The sequence below is a fragment of the Parasphingorhabdus sp. genome, assembly GCF_039939955.1.
In the GTDB taxonomy this organism is placed as follows: domain Bacteria; phylum Pseudomonadota; class Alphaproteobacteria; order Sphingomonadales; family Sphingomonadaceae; genus Parasphingorhabdus.
In genome coordinates this window covers 1-16,474 of the sequence record NZ_JBDVHS010000002.1, presented here as the reverse complement: position 1 = coordinate 16,474, position 16,474 = coordinate 1, and the positions used below count along the sequence as shown (strand labels likewise).

Below are 16,474 nucleotides of genomic sequence, written 5' to 3'. Positions count from 1 at the left end.
CCAGCGGAAATATCAAATAGTTGCGCTAATCTAGGTCGGCGATCCAGCTGCCGTGGAAGCCTGCGGGGACGCGCGCTGGCAAATGGACGATCGCAACCGGTTCATTTTCCATATTTTTCGCGTCCAGGATGATCAGATCGCTTTTGTCCGTGGCCGGGTCATGGACAAAGCTCATCAAATAGCCGTCATCTTCCGACGCGCCATTGGCGGCAGGCACAAAAACCGCTTCGCTTCCCGTGCGTCCATCTTTCAAATGATGTGAGCTTTTGCTTCCGGTCGGCATATCATATTTGTGAAAGGCGACGACCGTTGGGTCATCCTTGCCGAATTCGGCGGCATATCCATAGCGGTAGGGTTGACCGACCTTACTGTCCGGTACTCTTGGAAAGTCGACGCCCAAATTGTCTATCTGTCGTTCCCGCACTGCCCCGGTTTTCAGATTCATACGCCATTGATATAGTTTGGGCAGCGGCGGTTTGACCATATCTTTGGTCATATATCCGACCAGGCGACAGCCATCGAGCACCACCTCGTCACCGTCTTCATAAGCGTTCATTGTGTGATAGATGTAGCAGGGGTCGATTTCGAACCAGATCACGTCCTTGCTGCTGCCATTGCGCGGCATGATGCCGAGACGCGCGCCATATTCCTCGTCAAACCGGATGCCGAGGCCGCCTTCCATTCGCAGCTTCATGTCGAAGACGATCGGTAGATCCATGAATATCACATAGTTTTCCGTGACATTGAAATCATGGGCCATGGTGCCGCCCTTCACATCAATAATCTCCGTCTGGATCAGCTCTCCGGAGGCGGACGCACGATGGTAGGTCAGGAACGGTGGCATGAAGCTATAGCCAAAGAACAACATCTCACCGGTGACCGGGCATATTTTCGGATGCGCCGTCATATTGGCTTTTAGCTTGTCGTCGAACGTATAGGGGCCGACCGTATCAAGCTCTTTCGAAAGCTCGATTGGCAGGCTGAGTTCCGCGAGCGCCAGTATTTTTCCGGCATGGCCAACGATATGCGTGTTGGCGATCGAATTTTCCAACTTCATCCGCGACTCTTGGCTCGGCGTTTCCTCGTCGAGCAAAGGGGTCTGGACATAGCGATTGCGGTACCATGTGGCATTGCCCCGATCGAATTCGACACCATGGATCATGCCACATGCCAGGAACCAGTCTTCGCTTTTCCCCGAGGGGGGATTGGCCCCATTGCGGAAATAGCGCCCTTTCAACTCCGCCGGGATGGTTCCCGTGACCGACAATTCATGCGCGGTGGTTTCTGAAAAAACGGGTGCAAAATTCCCGCTAAGCCAGAATGGTTTGGCATTTTCAGTCGTTTCGGAGGTCGTCATTCGCTCATCCTTTGCTCATCGCTGGTTGGCGATGCCTAGACTATGATGGTCGATCAGAATTCGATGCCGAATTCCAGACCATAGCGTGTCGTTGGAGCGCCGGTTGCAAAGTAGAACACGCCGACATCCAGGGTGCTCGCAAGGCGCCCGTTCCGTCCATCCGTCGCGTCGATCATATAGGCGGTCAAACTCCAGTTCACGCCACTTGGATTGTCGCTTTTCAACCCGATTGTATAATCAAGACTGGCGACAGAATCGATAATATCACGGTTCAGCCCGCTGGTGTCGCGAACGAGATTGGCCGCAGAGGAATCCATGAAGCTGAAATCGGTCGTCGCTATAAAGTTGATATTATCCGTCAATGGTGCGGTGTAAGTCGCGCCCAAAGCAAATGTCCAGTCCGGTGCTCTCCGCAGCTGCCGCTCACTCGCGACATCGAGGTCCGGGCCTCCCGGATTGGCGAGATCTGGAATGAGGAATTCGCCGTATTTGGCATTGAGATAGCCGACCGACCCTCTCAGGTTCAATTCATCCGTGACGACCGCCTGGGTTTCAAGTTCGAGGCCCCATATTTTGGCGGTACCGGCATTTTGCACGACCGTTTCAGGGATGCCGCCCGGTGAAGGCTGGGAGACTTCTTCCTGCTTGTTCCGATAATTGGCATAAAATGCTGTGGGGTTAAACCGCAGCCGCCGGTCGAGAAGTTCCATCCGTAGACCGCCCTCGAAACTATCGACCGTTTCAGGGTCGTATGGACCGGCGACCGCAATGCTGGCAGCACGACCGTTAAACCCGCCGCTGCGGAAGCCTCGCGACCAGCCGCCAAAGGCCATGATGTCATCGGTGAGTTGATATTGCAGGATCACTCTGCCCGTCAGCGCGTCGAAATCAGCATTGAGCGAGGTCGCCTGACCAGCGGCAGCGCCAGCAAAAAAGGCTAAATCAAAGTCCTTTTCTTCATAGCTGTACCGGACACCGGCCGACACCGTCAGCTTGTCGGTGATTTCATAGGAGCCGTCTGCAAAGGCGGCATAAGCTTCTGTTTTTTGCCCAGCCGTAAAATCGCCCGCCTGTCCACCGAAAATAAACACCGTACCAAATCCTTGGCCAAAGGGACCAGGGCCACCGACAAGATTATAGGTGCTGTTCAGATAATATAGGCCGGTCACGAAATCGAAAGAGGAACCAATCGTACCGCCCAGTCGCAATTCCTGACTAAACTGTTCCTGCTCGACCGCCCGGGTTGCGAAGAATAGCGGGACCTGCACCGGTGCTGCTGAGAGCGTTACCAAAGGCGCGCCCAAATTGTCCGTGCGCAGCAATTCTTCTGATTCCCGATACCCGGTGACGGAACTTAAGGTCAGCGTGTCGCTGACGTCCCAATCAATATTGCCGGTAATGGAAAAACCATCGGTTTCGTTGACGACCGGGATGGCTTGGATATGGGTTGTGAAGTTCGAATTTTCGGCAAGCGTATAGGATTGGTCAATACAACCTGCACCCGCAGAGCTGTCGGCAACCGGGCCGCCAAAGGCAGCGGGGATCAGCGTCAGATCGCAGAATAGGGCGCCCGGTGTTGAAAGGTTATAGGCCGGGCTCTGACCGGAATTATCGTCAAAAATGTCGACCGAAAGCAGAGCGCTAAAATCTTCGCTTGGTTCAAATGAGAGCGCGCCACCAAAGGAAATACTGTCTTTTTGCCGGTCTTTTTCGCCGGTTACGAGGTTTCTCGAATAGGTGTCCGACAATGTTTTGAAGAAATAACCTTTCAGCGCGAAGTCGCCGATACGGCCGGTGTTGGCAACGGCCAGATATTCTTGTCTGCCATTATTGCCCAGGCGAACCGTTGCGCGAGCACCCAGATCTTCGGTGGGTCTCGTCCGGCGCAAGTTGATGACGCCGCCGACAGTGTTTCGACCGTAAAGCGTGCCCTGAGGGCCGCGCAAAATCTCAACCGATTCCAGATCAAAAACATCGACAGCGGCACCGCCACTGGTGCCGAGAAAGACGCCATCGATCGAGAAACCGATTGCGGGTTCAAAGCTTTTTTCAACATCAGCAAATCCGACGCCGCGGATCGTGGCGTTGAGCTGCTTTGCGCCGTAAGAATTGTCTGCAAGATCAACATTGGGCGCAAAGCGTTCCAGATCGGCAACCGTTTGAGCAAAAGAATTTTCAATTGCATCTTTGCCAATCGCGGTGACCGCAAGCGGGACTTCTTGCAGCGACTCTTCGCGTTTGCGCGCGCTCACAATGATAATATTGGGGTCGGCTGTCTCCGTTTGCACATCGTCGCCAGCACCGACTTGTTGGGCGAAGGAAGGGGCTGCAAAAGCGAGACCCGCGAGTGCCGAAGCGCACATCAATCCCGATTTCATCGCGCACGTCTTCGCATTGTAAAAATTCTTCATCCGACAGCCTCTCCCGAAGTTTTTCTTTGTTATCTAACCAACGGATATCTTATGAATGTAAAGTTTATTTACTATTATCAATTGTGTTAATGTCAGTTACATTTACTACTTTCTGCAGCCCTATAATCAGGGCTCGGTTTTGGGAGCCAAAAATCATCTCCCACAGGTCATAAAATAAATTTATAAATCAATATGATAGATGGATTTCTGGTGGCGGCACACGTTGAGCTTTTCTGATGCCGTCAGATGGATTTTTATGGGCGCTTAAAGAGCCGAGGTTGGGAGGGCATATCGCTTTTTGAATTTGGCCTCCCTCCTGTCGCCCGATCAATCAAAAGCGGACGTATATAGATCGCTGTCGGCAGAGTAATAATTACAGTGGAAACCACTTGAAATCCGGAACGGTATGATGACCCGGGCAATCGGTCCGCCAGCAATATCATTAGCGGCAAAAACAACCAGCTCGCTGGTCGGGCTATTGGCGGGATGGATCAGCGTCATCGCGTAACCATCGGCCTCGTCTGCTGCTCCTTTTCTGGGCGCAAAAATCAGTTCGCCAGCGGCGGTTCCGTTGCCGAAATGATAGATATCTTCTTTCCCGGTCGCGGTATCGAAACGCAGAACGGCATCCATGCCATCAACCCGGCCATCTTTTGAATTGAGATTGATATTGGCAAAAGACTGGCTGGTTTTGCGGGTCATGAAACGATCATCAGGGCGCGGAAATTGGATGTCCCGATCATTCAATACCGTTTCCTTCACGCTATCGCTTTTGCCCGACAGATCGATTTCCCAGCGCCGCAGGCTTTGTGCGGCCTCTTCATGGGTCAAACGATTGCCATCTTCATCCGGGAACAAGGGAGTGCCGTTGGCTGTGGCGACATCGGCAAATAATGTGTCGCCTTCTTCCCAGACATTGAGTTCATGATACATGTGGCGCGGCTCCATTTCGAGCCAGCGCATCTGGTCGGGCGTGCCGTTGCGGGGCATGATGCCAAGCTTGACCGAGCGGTTGGGCATCCATGCGGTCATCGGGCCGCCGGCTTGCGCACGCTCTACGCTGACATCAATTGGCGTGACCGGAAAGACCACCCAATTTTCGCTCAGCAGAAAAGTATGCATCGGCGCCATATGCGGCACGTCGAAAAATTCCGTCTTGGTTATTTCGCCGGATTTTGAAATGACATCATAGCGGATTTCCGGCTTGCCCATCGCGCCATTGATCATCGCGCCCAGGTTCACCATCTCGCCGTTGAAGTGATCGATTTTGGGGTGGGCGGAGAAGGTCGTGGTTATCGCGCCGCCATAGCTATCCTCGCCAATCGTCTCCAGACTTCTCGGGTCCATTTCGACGGCCGGCGCGCCTTCCATCAGCGCGAGCAATTTGCCGCCATGCAAAATGATATTGGTGTTCGCAGTATTATATCGGGTCCCTTCCGAGGCCGGGTCGCTGGTCATTGGATTGCCGAATAGCCCGAATAGTCTTTTGCCAGCATCCAGTTCCAGATTGAACTTGTCGGTGCGGACCCAGCGATTGCGCATCCCCACCTTGCCGTTGGCGATAAAAAAACCATAGATCATGCCATCGCCGTCGAACCAGTGATAGTCACCCTCTAGCGGGGGATATAGCGGCTCTGCACCATTGCGATAAAACACCCCTTCCAGATCGTCCGGCAGCTCGCCCTTGATGATCAAATCCGGCGCATCCGCTTCAAATCTGTTCGGTTCGTGATGGCCTGAAAGATAGGGGTGATCAAAAAATGGGCTTGTCAAAAAATCTCTCCAACATGAATTCGTAGGTCAATGAACCGAGCAATCTTACAGTTGAAGTTTATGAATAATGTAAAGATTATTTACTATTATCAATTGTGATGATGCCGTTCTCTGATCGGAATTGTGGCTCAGCGCAAAAGACCTATTTGCCCGACGCTGGAATTTGTGGTTAGGAACCAGCATGAAAAACGACGTCTTAGTAGTTCAGCTTGTTGAAGCGCTTTACTGGTTTGACAAAGCCTTGCAGCAGCGTCTCCGGGTCAAGGGCTGGAAAGCCGTGAGCCCCCGGCAGTCGATGATCCTGGCGAATATCGCCGACGGCGAGGTGCGACCATCCGCCATTGCGTCGAAACTGGGCATCAGCCGGCAGGCCATGAGTCAGGCCTTGTCGGAGATGGTTGATCGCGGGATTGTGGTGCTGACCGATGATCCGAATGACCGGCGCGCGAAAATCATTTGCCTGACAAAGGAAATGGAACCCATGCACCATGATACGATCGAAATTCTGGGTGACCTCGAGAATATTCTGGAAGAGAAATTGGGGAAAACCAGATTCAAGTCGTTCCGAGAAGCGCTTGCAATCAACTGGCGCGCGCTGCCCTTTGAATAGGGGTTAGGCGGCCTGTCCTATTGCGTCCCAGATAATCAATAAAATTGACAGTTTGCGATATAAGCACCGAAGCCTAGCCCATAGGCTTTGACGGAGTGCCAAATTATTCAATGAAATCGTCAGAGGGATGATCGCATGACCCATGCAAGGCAGAAGAACGGTTATGTTCCTGCCCCTCGCCCCGAGACGATATAGATTTTCCCATCCTTATGTTCAGCAATCAGGACCGCTTATTCCATGTCCCACCTATCCCTTGCCCGCGCCGATCTTCTACGAAGCCAATGCTATATTGATGGACAATGGGTGGATGCCGATACTGGCGAAAGCTTCGCCGTCACCAATCCAGCGACCGGCGATCCTATTGGCCAGGTGCCGGATGCCGGAGCAAGCGAAACCAGAAGAGCGATCGATGCGGCGGAAAAGGCGCAACCGGGCTGGGCCGCGAAAACCGCCAAGGAACGGGCCGCAATATTGCGCCGCTTTTTCACCCTGATGATGGACCATCAGGAAGATCTGGCGCAGCTGATGACGGCAGAGCAGGGCAAGCCGCTCACCGAAAGCCGGGGCGAAATTGTCTATGCCGCCAATTTCATCGAGTGGTTCGCGGAAGAGGGCAAGCGCGTCTATGGCGATGTCATTCCGACCCATGCCGTAGGCAAGCGTATCGTTGTTTTGAAACAGCCGATTGGCGTGTGCGCCGCGATCACGCCGTGGAATTTTCCGGCCGCGATGATCACCCGCAAAATCGGCCCGGCTCTGGCGGCTGGCTGCGCCATCGTGGTCAAGCCTGCCGAGCATACGCCTTTATCCGCGCTGGCTTTGTGTGTGCTCGCGGAGGAAGCCGGTATTCCGGCCGGGATATTATCCTGCGTGACGGGTGATGCCGCGACCATTGGCGGGGAATTGACGTCGAACCCGGTGGTCCGCAAATTGTCATTCACCGGCTCGACAGAGGTCGGAAAGCTGTTGATGCGGCAATGCGCAGACAATGTGAAAAAAGTTTCGCTGGAACTGGGCGGCAATGCCCCGTTTCTGGTGTTTGACGATGCGGATATCGACGCCGCTATATCCGGTGCGATCGCCGCCAAATTCCGGAATGCCGGACAGACATGCGTTTGCACCAACCGCTTTCTGGTACAGGACGGAATCTACGATCAATTTGTCGAGAAGCTGGCTGCGGCAACGGCGGCGTTGACGATCGGCAATGGAGCAGCAGACGGCACCGACATTGGCCCCTTGATCGATCCCGACGCGGTGGCCAAGGCTCAGGACCATCTGGATGATGCCAAGGCCAAGGGCGCGACTATCATTACCGGCGGTGATGCTTCGGACAAAGGCGCGTTGTTCTTCCAGCCGACGGTGATTTCCGAAGCGACCGCGGAGATGAAAGTGGCGCGTGAAGAGACGTTCGGGCCGCTGGCCGCGGTGTTCCGGTTCCAGACGGAGGAAGAGGCCGTGCGCCTTGCCAATGATACCGAATTCGGGCTTTCCGCTTATTTCTATACCAATGATCTGGGGCGATGCTGGCGCGTCGCGGAAGCGCTGGAATATGGAATAGTCGGCATAAACGAAGGGATTATCTCGACCGAAGTCGCGCCTTTCGGCGGCATTAAAGAGAGCGGTATCGGCCGGGAAGGATCCCGATATGGAATCGAAGATTATCTTGAAATCAAATATATGCTGATCGGCGGCCTCGGGATTTGAGGGCCACTAGCCGTTTTACGACATCAAATGGAGATTGAAATGACCGATATGATGCAAGCCTGGCGACTGCGCTCCCGCCCCGATGGCGACATTGCTGATGGCGATCTGGAGCTGGTGACCGAACCGATTCCGTCGCTATCGGATGGTCAGGTTCTGGTGGAAGTCAACTATGTGTCGCTCGATCCGACGAACCGGATATGGATGTCGGACATGGACCAATACATGCCGCCCGTGGCCCTAGGTGATATCATGCGGGCGGGCATCGCCGGCACGGTTCTGGAGTCAAAACACGCAAAATACACGCCCGGCATGACTGTGGGCGGTTTGGGCGGATGGGCGACGCATTTTGTCGCCGATGCTGCCACTATCCAGCCCATTCCCGATGTCCCCGGTATATCGCTGGCAAAAATATTCGGGTCGCTCGGCGGGACCGCATTGACGGCCTATTTCGGGCTTCTGGATATTTGCGATCCGCAGCCCGGCGAAACGCTCGTGGTCTCTGCGGCGGCCGGAGCGGTGGGCTCTGTCGTCGGACAGATTGGCAAGATCAAGGGCAGTCGCGTGATCGGGATTGCAGGCGGGCCGGATAAATGCGCCTATGTGGTCGACGAACTCGGTTTTGATGCCTGCATCGACTATAAGAATGAAGATGTCGGCAGCCGGCTCGACGCGCTGTGCCCGGACGGCATCGACATCAATTTTGAAAATGTCGGCGGCGATATTATGGAGGCCGTGATGAGCCGGATGAATGATTTCAGTCGCATGCCGCTGTGCGGGATGATTTCGACCTATAATGACAGCGAGGATCAGCCCGGTCCCAAATCATGGCCGCTGATTCTGATGCGCCGTATCAAGGTCCAGGGCTTCATCGTCAGCGATTATGCGCGCGATTTTGGCAAAGCCAGCATGCAGATCGCCCAATGGGCTGCCGAAGGCAAGATCAAGACACGCGAAGACATTCGCCCCGGCATCGAAAATGCCGTCACCACGGTCAAAGACCTCTACACCGGCGGCAATTTCGGCAAATTGCTGCTGGAGGTCAAGGCACCCTGAGCGGCTGGATAGCGCGACACAAACCAATCCTGGAAATGGTGCACCCGATAGGATTCGAACCTATGACCTCTGCCTTCGGAGGGCAGCGCTCTATCCAGCTGAGCTACGGGTGCCGGGGCGGTGTTCCGCCGGATGCGCATGTAGCAGCGGATTTGCCGCTTTGCCAATAGATTATTCTCGCTCTGGCAATCATCGCGAGCGGCGGCCCTAACTTTCGGTTTTGGGCTTCTTGGTCTTCGTAATTTGTTGAAAATCACCCAGACCGCAAGCGCCACGGGTTTCTATCTGGCCGCCGGTTTGGCTGAGCACACGGATGATGTCGACATTGCACAGCCGGTTGGTCGACGTTTTGTAGGAGAAGGCTTCTTCAAAGCCGAGGCCTCCGCATTTATTGGGCAGATTGTTGCGATAGATATCGCCATTGATCATTTTGAAATCGATGGTCTGGTCGTCGATCACATCGGTGGACCGGATGCGCGATCGGTTGATGCAGCTTTGGGCTTCGCCAACGGTCTCGATGATATATTTGTCATCTTTGGATTTCCGTTCGCCGGCAAAGGCAACGCTGCCCGCGGCAAGCGCGGATGCAATGATGATCGTGGTTTGAAAGCGCATGATTTTCTCCTGTCGATATCTTCTAGCATTGCCGGATTTACATCTGGTCACATTTCATGAAGCTGAATGGCCGGCGCGCCGAAAATCCCCGCGACCCGCTTATGCCGGTGCCGGCGTCTTTTTCTTGAAGCGGCAGAGATCGGGCACGGGGCAGCGCCAGCATTCCGGCTTGCGTGCCTTGCAGATATAGCGGCCATGCAGGATCAGCCAGTGATGGGCGTGGACGCGGAATGGGGCAGGGGTCTGCTTCTCCAGCTTTTTCTCCACCGCCAGCACCGTTTTTCCTGGCGCAAGGCCGGTGCGGTTGCCAACCCGGAAAATATGCGTGTCGACCGCGAACGTCTCCGCGCCAAAAGCACAGTTCATGACCACATTGGCGGTCTTGCGCCCGACCCCGGGCAGCTTGACCAGCTCGTCGCGGTCGGCCGGAACTTCGCCACCAAAATCGCCAATCAACATCTCCGACAGCGCGATCACATTTTTCGCCTTGGTGTTAAAAAGCCCGATGGTCTTGATATGCTCTTTCAGGCCATCGAGGCCTAGATCGACCATTTGCTGAGGCGTTGTAACCTCTGCAAACAGTCGCCGCGTCGCTTTGTTGACACCAATATCGGTTGATTGCGCCGACAGGGCTACCGCGACCACCAACTGATAGGTGTTGTCATAGTTGAGTTCGGTCTCCGGCGACGGATTGTCGTCGGCGAGGCGGGCATAAAATTCAAAAATATCGTCTTTTTTCATGCACCCGTCATGGCCGTTCAGTGATGAAAATACAATCTCCGGGACATGGGTTTGGGCGTGCGTCGTCCAGTGGCCAGATCCCCTAGCCAGTTCAGGCGGTCATTGCTTCGTCCGGCGTTCGTCAAACCATTGTCGCATCATCGCTGCCTGACAGCCGGTAAAGCCGAATGTCCCGTTGACCGAGCAGCTGCCCGGACGCCCCGGTCGCGCCGCTTCTTCATGCGAGGCGACCACCGATGACCAGCTTTGTTCGCCGGATTGCTCTTCCTCGCTTTCCCGCAATTCTTTGGGGATGCGATAGCGTTCGGACTCGGGGCGTTGCGCGCAGACGACAATCTCATCGCCTTGTGCTTCCGGACATTCATCGTCACCATAGGTGATCAATATATTGATGCGTTCGGGCGTGTCGGGCTCGGTGGCCGCGGCGGGAGACCCAAAAGCCAGACCCATGGAAAGCGTGGCTGTGGCGGCAAGATTCCTGAGGGACATGATTTCGACCTTTTCACTCTTCCGCCTGCAGACGGCTATCACAATCCCCCGATTCCCTTACGCATAATCATATGTTTCTTGCGGTAAACTGAACGATAAGCGCGCAGCTGCCTTGTCCCGGATCAGGGTCGCGAAATCATCCCGCCGTCGAGCACCAGCGCCTGCCCGATCATCCAGGCGGATGCGCGCGAGCAGAGGAATAGGGCGGTGCCGGCGATATCTTCCGGTGCGCCCATCCGGTCGCGCGGGATCTGCGAGATTGCCATCTTGGTCATGCCGTCATTCTCGACAATCTGCTTGGTCATATTGCTCGGGAAGAAGCCGGGCGCGATCGCGTTGACGTTGATATTATGGGACGCAAGATCGGTGGCCAGATGTTCGGTCAGATTGATCACGCCGGACTTGCTGGCGGTATAGGCATAGGTCGGCATGCCCGAATTGCGGATGCCGTTGATCGACGCGATATTGATGACCCGCGCCGGATCGTCGGCATTGCCGGAGGCCTTTAGCAGCGGCAGGAATTTCTGGGTGGCGAAGAAGATCGACTTGATGTTGATGTCCATCACCTTGTCCCAGCCCGCTTCGGGAAAATCCTCGACCGGGGCGCTCCAGTTGGCGCCGGCATTGTTGATCAATATGTCGATTTTTGCTTCGCGTTCGCTGACCGCCGCGACCAGCGCTTCAATGCCTTCGACCCGGGACAGGTCGGCCGGGATCGCAATACATTCGCCCAGTTCGGAAAGCTCCGCGGCTTTCGCCATCAGCCGTTCTTCCTTGCGGGCGGTGATATAGACTTTCGCGCCATTTTCGATCAGGCCCTGCGCCATCATCGCGCCAATGCCGCTGGACCCGCCGGTCACCACGGCCACTTTGCCCTGCACATCAAATAGATTTGTCATCGTCACGCCCGTTCTCCTGTTTGTCTTTTGCTGATCTCTCTATGGGTGCCACCCCTTTCACATCGGTCCGGGAATGTCCACGCGCGACTAGCGCGGGGATCAGTCGCCCGGAATCCGGTCCATCAAATCCATGAAATCCCGTGCGGAATTGCGGTCGGCCTCGTCCTTAAACGCCTTGTCCAGATCGAGATGCGTGCCGAGCATATAGAGCACCGCCCATAGCGCAAAGCGCCGCCCGCGATCCTTCTCCAACCCAAAGTCGACGCGCATATGTTCCACGCCGGCCTTCAGCGCTTCGGGCTGAATGGCGGACAGATCGGCGGTACCGAAATAGCGCTGCAGCTGATCATCAAAATCCATCGGACGGGCTTATGGACTGCGCGGAAATTTGGCAAGCGGGCTGTGCGATCCGGACTGTTGCCCGATAATATGGCAAAGCGATAGCCAGCGCTACATGGCCGCAGCCGAACCGGAACCGATCGCCGGGCCGTGCGTATTTTGTCCATGGGCAATCGACCGAAAACGCCGAAAGAGATTTTTGCATCGCTGACGATCGGGTTGTCGCTGGCCCTGACGGCGGGACTGGCGCTGGGCCACGTGACCCAACAATCCATGCACTCCCGTCTTTCTGCCTCCCCGCCCGCCGAACCGGCCCGCAAGATCGACCGGCTCCGGCTGGAGAGATTGCAGGCCTGGACCGAACAGAGCTTCGGTGTGGATAGGGGCTATGATGACCAAGGGCTGGACTATGCAGAGCCGCAGCGGGACGACTATGCCCCCATCGATGTCGGCGCTGTAAGCGACGCGCCCGGGATGGCGGGGATGCGGGCGAGCGGTGTTTAGGGAAATTTGGCCGGTGGGAAATCTGCCATCCCGGTGCAGTTTTCTCCGCACCAATCACACCGTCATGCAAACCTTCTCCCTCAATGGGAGGGATGCCCAGCCGTGCCACGAAGCGTCAAAGCTGGCGGCTTGGCGCGGTTGGCGGAGGGTGCCCGCTGGTGGGTTGCTGTGGCCTCATAGTCTAATAACGCTGACAATATAGGGTGAGGGGAAAAGTATTGCCGCTGCCATGGTAATCCGTGCGGTCAGCCGGCACCGGAAAATTAGGTTCGATGAAGCAGTAACCAGATGGCTCGAAACCTACTCAATCGGCATGATGGGATTGCGAAGATTTGTCGGCACGGTATCTGGATATCTGACCCAAAGTGCGTGAGCCTTAAGTCTTTTGTGAACCCTTTTCTTGCTTGGTCCCAATTCTCCATAGACTTCGCAATGATTAGAATTCCCGTCCAACGGGACGCGAACGATGGCGAGGTTCTCGTTACGAAGAGCTTGGGCTTGAATGCGAATTACTCCGAAATTCTCGTGATCCCGCAAGATATCCTCGATATCTGCTTCGGTTTCGAAAAGAGTAGATGACCAGCCTGACTGCTGGTCATCTGGATGCCTGAAGTTAGAACTATCAGGTTTTTCCCCATGAACCCAGTCCGGGTAGACTCTTCTTAGAAGCCACCGGCCACCTCCGATGGTAATATCATCGGATAAATGACCGGGGAGGCTGACCATCGGGGAAGTGTCTCAATTTTTTTTGCAAAACCGTTCAACCAACCGGGTGACTTCTCGCACACTGCATGGTTGTGAGATATCCACCACCTCATCAATTTGATCATCACTGAATAGCGCTATACATTGACCATCAGGCAGTACATCAACTTCCAACTCAACTTGGTTTGCGTCCCACCGCAATCCCACACCGCCGTCTGGCAGTGGAATTAATGCAGGAAGCTGGCACCTAGCGTATCCGGCCATAACTAGCTCCATCGTAGAGAGTTGGGATCGCGCATCATGAATTTTCGACCCGTGACTATCCCAGTTTTCAGACAACGTTTCGTAGCTTCTAAGTGTATCAATAATTTTTTGAACAGGTTCTGGGAATTCTCCTCCACCCATGGTCCAGGCAATCTTTATTCCGGATTTTAACCCGACATCGACTGGCTCGGATTTCCCAAAACTACGCCCAGAGGTTGAAGACACGCTCCGGATTTTTTTATCTGTATCGAGATAAGCTTGGGAAATTGCATTAGATGTCGGGAATGCGTATCCTTCGTCAATTCTTGCAGCATTTGTCATTTTTTCTCTCCCCATTTTAATCTCATGGCGTCGGTTGTTGTACCTATAAAGGCCGCGTTAATTGCGCTTCTAGCTATATCAAAAAAGGCTTTCGCTTCGCTTAACCCGCTTAAATCGGGAGCGCTACGAGCGGTTAATTCAAACCTAAATGCCTTGGAATGATCTTCATTTTTTATCACGGGTTGAATAACCGTATGCAGTCGACCGATTGGATCGGCAGTAGCGTCTATAATCCGGTGTTGACGCGTTCTAACATACGTCTCAGGAATTAATAGCTGGTCATTCAGTGTTAAAGGATCAATGGCAAAAGCATTTCCCATATCACTAAAGTCTTGTCCAAATTCAGAAACTGCAATGATGTTCAAATTGGTTAATTCACATTGCTTGATATTTGGTACTTTCAATCCATTCTTAGAACAGAATTCCTCAAAAATGCGATATAATTCTTTGAATCTATTATAAGTTGTTTCAAACCTTGGATATGGCTCTTCCGTTATTTTCGACCAGTTAAATCCAAACCGATTGTCCTGTATTTGGATGGTTTCTCCAGTTTCATTACCGTATAATGCGCGTGGTAATTCAAAGGCATTGATTTTGAGCGTCGGTGCCGTCGCCATCATTTCGTCAAAATGTTCAACGGGGTTTTCCATTCTTGGAGTACTGCCGTTACTAGAAAACGCGGGCGCAATTTGTTCGGAAAAAAGCCCGTAATGATTAATGTCAAATCCATCTATCGGATCAAAGGCGACGACAATTGCCTGTTCGATCAACGGTGGATTAGCAAAGTTCGGGCGAACTTGGGGCAGTTCTGTCATTGAATTTTTGCTCAGCTCCTAACTCAAATTTATGATTCGCATGTTTGATAACTTAATTCAAGCGATAGTTTAATTGCATGACCAAGGCCCCACATTATATTGCGTAGATAGGTATAGATGAACCCAATATGTGGTGCATATGTCGGAGTGACACTGGTTGCGCGTTGGCTTGCAACGCACGGTAATGCCAACATACCAGAGGCATAATCTATTCGGTTGTGTGTAGGAAAGTCTGTATTATACATGAAGAAGTCCGGAAATGACCAGCGATATGCCCCTAAGGCACCTACCCCAAAACTCCATCCATCCCGTATCTTCCGGCGCTCTGACCGACCAGCCAACCCGCCGCCTTCACCGCGCCGCGCGCGAAGATCATCCGGTTTTCCGCGCGGTGGGTTAATTCGATCCGTTCCTCGTCACTCGCCAGGATGACCGTGTGATCGCCGGCGACTGAGCCGCCGCGCAGGGCGGCAAAGCCGATCGCGCCCTTTGCGCGGGCACCGGTGATGCCGTCGCGGCCGCTTTCGCTGTTGCTCGCGAGGTCGATGCTGCGTCCTTGCGCCGCTGCTTCGCCGAGTAGTTTTGCGGTGCCGCTTGGGGCATCGACTTTATGGCGATGATGCATTTCGACAATCTCGATATCCCAGTCATCGCCCAGCTTGCTTGCCGCCTGCTCGACCAGCGCCGCCAGCATATTGACGCCGAGCGAGGTGTTGCCGGTTTGCAGAACCGGGATTTTGGTGGCGGCCTGATCGATGGCGGCATGATGCGCGTCTTCCAGTCCGGTGGTGCCGATGACGAGGGGTTTGTTCGCTGCGACACAGGCATCCAGCGTCGCCTGCAGCGCGGCGGGGGAGGAGAAGTCGACCAGCACATCGCTGGCTGCAATCAGCGCCGCGATATCATCGCCCTGATCCGCGCCACCGGCGTGGGCATGGCCCGCTTCCTTGATGGCCGCGACCAGCGCCTGTCCCATGCGGCCTTTGCTGCCGATAATTCCGATGGCTGTCATGCGATATAATCCCGTTCGTCCTGAGCTTGTCGAAGGACGCTGCTCCGACTAGAACATCCGGACTTCGACAGGCCCAGTCCTAACGGTTTTTGGATGGGGTGCAAAGCAGGATGTTCAACGGCGAGATGCAAGGCGACATACAGAATATTGTCATCCTGACCGGCGCGGGTATCAGCGCCGAGAGCGGGGTTGCCACTTTTCGCGGACCGGATGGCCTGTGGGAAGGGCATCGGGTGGAGGATGTCGCGACGCCAGAAGCCTTTGCCCGTGATCCTGATCTGGTGCAGAATTTCTATGACGAGCGCCGCGCGAAGCTGAAGACCGTTCACCCCAATGCGGCGCATAAGGCGCTGGCGAAGCTGGACGCGCAATGGCCGGGCGACCTGCTGCTGGTGACGCAAAATGTCGACGATCTGCACGACCGGGCGGGCTCGAAAAACCTGCTGCATATGCATGGCGAGCTGAACAGCGGATGGTGTCGCGCCTGTGATGGTCGTTCTCCGTTTGACGGGGTGATGGCCGCTGGCCCGGCCTGTCCGCTATGTGGTCAGTCCGGCCAATTGCGTCCCGATATCGTCTGGTTCGGGGAAATGCCCTATCAGATGGACCGTATCGATCTGGCGCTGACCCAATGTGATTTGTTCCTGTCGATCGGCACATCGGGCGCGGTCTATCCGGCGGCTGGTTTTGTCCAGACCGCCCGCCACTATGGCGCGCAGACGCTGGAGATGAATCTGGACCCGTCGGAGGGCAGTTTTCATTTTCACGAAAGCCGGATGGGCAAGGCCGGGACGCTGGTGCCCGAATGGGTGGAGGAGATGTTGCGCGATGTCTGACGGATTAAAATTACAGGGCGGCTGTC

The 16,474-nt window shown here is 54.6% G+C and carries 17 protein-coding genes and 1 tRNA gene; 5 read left to right on the top strand and 13 right to left on the bottom strand.

Annotated elements, in window-relative coordinates; all coding sequences use genetic code 11:
* Nucleotides 1-25: 25 nt before the first annotated feature.
* From ABJG22_RS00300 to ABJG22_RS00290, 3 genes are all read right to left on the bottom strand, one after another.
* The gene (locus ABJG22_RS00300) at nucleotides 26-1,357 is read right to left on the bottom strand and encodes a carotenoid oxygenase family protein (RefSeq protein ID WP_348018238.1); all 1,332 of its coding nucleotides are present in this window, start codon (nucleotides 1,355-1,357) and stop codon (nucleotides 26-28) included.
* Nucleotides 1,358-1,410: 53 nt separating this feature from the next.
* Nucleotides 1,411-3,768 carry a TonB-dependent receptor gene (locus ABJG22_RS00295; protein ID WP_348018237.1) on the bottom strand — a complete coding sequence of 786 codons (2,358 nt, stop codon included), beginning with the start codon at nucleotides 3,766-3,768 and terminating at the stop codon, nucleotides 1,411-1,413.
* Between the two features lie 327 nt (nucleotides 3,769-4,095).
* The gene (locus ABJG22_RS00290) at nucleotides 4,096-5,541 is read right to left on the bottom strand and encodes a carotenoid oxygenase family protein (protein ID WP_348018236.1); all 1,446 of its coding nucleotides are present in this window, start codon (nucleotides 5,539-5,541) and stop codon (nucleotides 4,096-4,098) included.
* Nucleotides 5,542-5,722: 181 nt separating this feature from the next.
* On the opposite strand from ABJG22_RS00290, the gene ABJG22_RS00285 reads away from it, so the two are divergent.
* From ABJG22_RS00285 to ABJG22_RS00275, 3 genes are all read left to right on the top strand, one after another.
* On the top strand, nucleotides 5,723-6,151 hold the full coding sequence (locus ABJG22_RS00285; RefSeq protein ID WP_348018235.1) for a helix-turn-helix domain-containing protein: 429 nt from the start codon (nucleotides 5,723-5,725) through the stop codon (nucleotides 6,149-6,151).
* Between the two features lie 237 nt (nucleotides 6,152-6,388).
* Nucleotides 6,389-7,855 carry an NAD-dependent succinate-semialdehyde dehydrogenase gene (locus ABJG22_RS00280; protein WP_348018234.1) on the top strand — a complete coding sequence of 489 codons (1,467 nt, stop codon included), beginning with the start codon at nucleotides 6,389-6,391 and terminating at the stop codon, nucleotides 7,853-7,855.
* A gap of 39 nt (nucleotides 7,856-7,894) precedes the next feature.
* A complete protein-coding gene (locus ABJG22_RS00275) occupies nucleotides 7,895-8,908 on the top strand; it encodes an NADP-dependent oxidoreductase (protein ID WP_348018233.1) in 1,014 nt (337 codons plus the stop codon).
* A gap of 36 nt (nucleotides 8,909-8,944) precedes the next feature.
* On the opposite strand, the gene ABJG22_RS00270 is transcribed toward ABJG22_RS00275, so the two are convergent.
* From ABJG22_RS00270 to ABJG22_RS00245, 6 genes are all read right to left on the bottom strand, one after another.
* Nucleotides 8,945-9,021: transfer RNA gene (locus ABJG22_RS00270), tRNA-Arg, on the bottom strand.
* A gap of 94 nt (nucleotides 9,022-9,115) precedes the next feature.
* Nucleotides 9,116-9,523, bottom strand: coding sequence for a hypothetical protein (locus ABJG22_RS00265; protein ID WP_348018232.1), 408 nt, complete (start codon nucleotides 9,521-9,523; stop codon nucleotides 9,116-9,118).
* Nucleotides 9,524-9,622: 99 nt separating this feature from the next.
* Nucleotides 9,623-10,264: an endonuclease III gene (gene nth, locus ABJG22_RS00260; RefSeq protein WP_348018231.1), complete on the bottom strand. Its 642-nt coding sequence runs from the start codon at nucleotides 10,262-10,264 to the stop codon at nucleotides 9,623-9,625.
* Between the two features lie 99 nt (nucleotides 10,265-10,363).
* Complete coding sequence (locus ABJG22_RS00255) at nucleotides 10,364-10,753, bottom strand: hypothetical protein (protein ID WP_348018230.1); 390 nt, start codon at nucleotides 10,751-10,753, stop codon at nucleotides 10,364-10,366.
* 122 nt (nucleotides 10,754-10,875) lie between these two features.
* A complete protein-coding gene (locus ABJG22_RS00250) occupies nucleotides 10,876-11,652 on the bottom strand; it encodes a glucose 1-dehydrogenase (RefSeq protein ID WP_348018229.1) in 777 nt (258 codons plus the stop codon).
* 99 nt (nucleotides 11,653-11,751) lie between these two features.
* Nucleotides 11,752-12,012, bottom strand: a complete 261-nt coding sequence (locus ABJG22_RS00245; RefSeq protein ID WP_348018228.1) for a hypothetical protein — start codon at nucleotides 12,010-12,012, stop codon at nucleotides 11,752-11,754.
* Between the two features lie 129 nt (nucleotides 12,013-12,141).
* Here ABJG22_RS00245 and ABJG22_RS00240 point away from each other — a divergent pair, with 129 nt between their 5' ends.
* Complete coding sequence (locus ABJG22_RS00240; protein ID WP_348018227.1) at nucleotides 12,142-12,495, top strand: hypothetical protein; 354 nt, start codon at nucleotides 12,142-12,144, stop codon at nucleotides 12,493-12,495.
* Between the two features lie 300 nt (nucleotides 12,496-12,795).
* Here the strand turns inward: ABJG22_RS00240 and ABJG22_RS00235 are convergent, their stop codons facing one another.
* The 4 genes from ABJG22_RS00235 to dapB all read right to left on the bottom strand — a co-directional run bounded on the left by ABJG22_RS00235 (nucleotide 12,796) and on the right by dapB (nucleotide 15,612).
* Nucleotides 12,796-13,221 carry a hypothetical protein gene (locus ABJG22_RS00235; protein ID WP_348018226.1) on the bottom strand — a complete coding sequence of 142 codons (426 nt, stop codon included), beginning with the start codon at nucleotides 13,219-13,221 and terminating at the stop codon, nucleotides 12,796-12,798.
* 12 nt (nucleotides 13,222-13,233) lie between these two features.
* Entirely contained in the window at nucleotides 13,234-13,785 is a 552-nt protein-coding gene (locus ABJG22_RS00230) for a hypothetical protein (RefSeq protein WP_348018225.1), read from the bottom strand.
* Nucleotides 13,782-14,600: a TIGR04255 family protein gene (locus ABJG22_RS00225; RefSeq protein WP_348018224.1), complete on the bottom strand. Its 819-nt coding sequence runs from the start codon at nucleotides 14,598-14,600 to the stop codon at nucleotides 13,782-13,784. Before ABJG22_RS00225 ends, ABJG22_RS00230 begins: the two co-directional genes overlap by 4 nt.
* Before the next feature lie 286 nt (nucleotides 14,601-14,886).
* A complete protein-coding gene (gene dapB / locus ABJG22_RS00220; protein ID WP_348018223.1) occupies nucleotides 14,887-15,612 on the bottom strand; it encodes a 4-hydroxy-tetrahydrodipicolinate reductase in 726 nt (241 codons plus the stop codon).
* Between the two features lie 125 nt (nucleotides 15,613-15,737).
* Between dapB and ABJG22_RS00215 the strand changes: the two genes are divergently transcribed.
* On the top strand, nucleotides 15,738-16,448 hold the full coding sequence (locus ABJG22_RS00215; protein ID WP_348018768.1) for an NAD-dependent deacylase: 711 nt from the start codon (nucleotides 15,738-15,740) through the stop codon (nucleotides 16,446-16,448).
* Nucleotides 16,449-16,474 lie beyond the last annotated feature (26 nt).

Coding starts and splice junctions, on each gene's coding strand:
- dapB (WP_348018223.1), bottom strand. CDS start 15,612: ATGACAGCCATCGGAATTATCGGCAGCAAAGGCCGCATGGGACAGGCG.
- ABJG22_RS00255 (WP_348018230.1), bottom strand. CDS start 10,753: ATGTCCCTCAGGAATCTTGCCGCCACAGCCACGCTTTCCATGGGTCTG.
- ABJG22_RS00215 (WP_348018768.1), top strand. CDS start 15,738: ATGCAAGGCGACATACAGAATATTGTCATCCTGACCGGCGCGGGTATC.
- ABJG22_RS00285 (WP_348018235.1), top strand. CDS start 5,723: ATGAAAAACGACGTCTTAGTAGTTCAGCTTGTTGAAGCGCTTTACTGG.
- ABJG22_RS00280 (WP_348018234.1), top strand. CDS start 6,389: ATGTCCCACCTATCCCTTGCCCGCGCCGATCTTCTACGAAGCCAATGC.
- ABJG22_RS00265 (WP_348018232.1), bottom strand. CDS start 9,523: ATGCGCTTTCAAACCACGATCATCATTGCATCCGCGCTTGCCGCGGGC.
- ABJG22_RS00275 (WP_348018233.1), top strand. CDS start 7,895: ATGACCGATATGATGCAAGCCTGGCGACTGCGCTCCCGCCCCGATGGC.
- nth (WP_348018231.1), bottom strand. CDS start 10,264: ATGAAAAAAGACGATATTTTTGAATTTTATGCCCGCCTCGCCGACGAC.
- ABJG22_RS00300 (WP_348018238.1), bottom strand. CDS start 1,357: ATGACGACCTCCGAAACGACTGAAAATGCCAAACCATTCTGGCTTAGC.
- ABJG22_RS00245 (WP_348018228.1), bottom strand. CDS start 12,012: ATGGATTTTGATGATCAGCTGCAGCGCTATTTCGGTACCGCCGATCTG.
- ABJG22_RS00295 (WP_348018237.1), bottom strand. CDS start 3,768: ATGAAGAATTTTTACAATGCGAAGACGTGCGCGATGAAATCGGGATTG.
- ABJG22_RS00225 (WP_348018224.1), bottom strand. CDS start 14,600: ATGACAGAACTGCCCCAAGTTCGCCCGAACTTTGCTAATCCACCGTTG.
- ABJG22_RS00235 (WP_348018226.1), bottom strand. CDS start 13,221: ATGGTCAGCCTCCCCGGTCATTTATCCGATGATATTACCATCGGAGGT.
- ABJG22_RS00230 (WP_348018225.1), bottom strand. CDS start 13,785: ATGACAAATGCTGCAAGAATTGACGAAGGATACGCATTCCCGACATCT.
- ABJG22_RS00250 (WP_348018229.1), bottom strand. CDS start 11,652: ATGACAAATCTATTTGATGTGCAGGGCAAAGTGGCCGTGGTGACCGGC.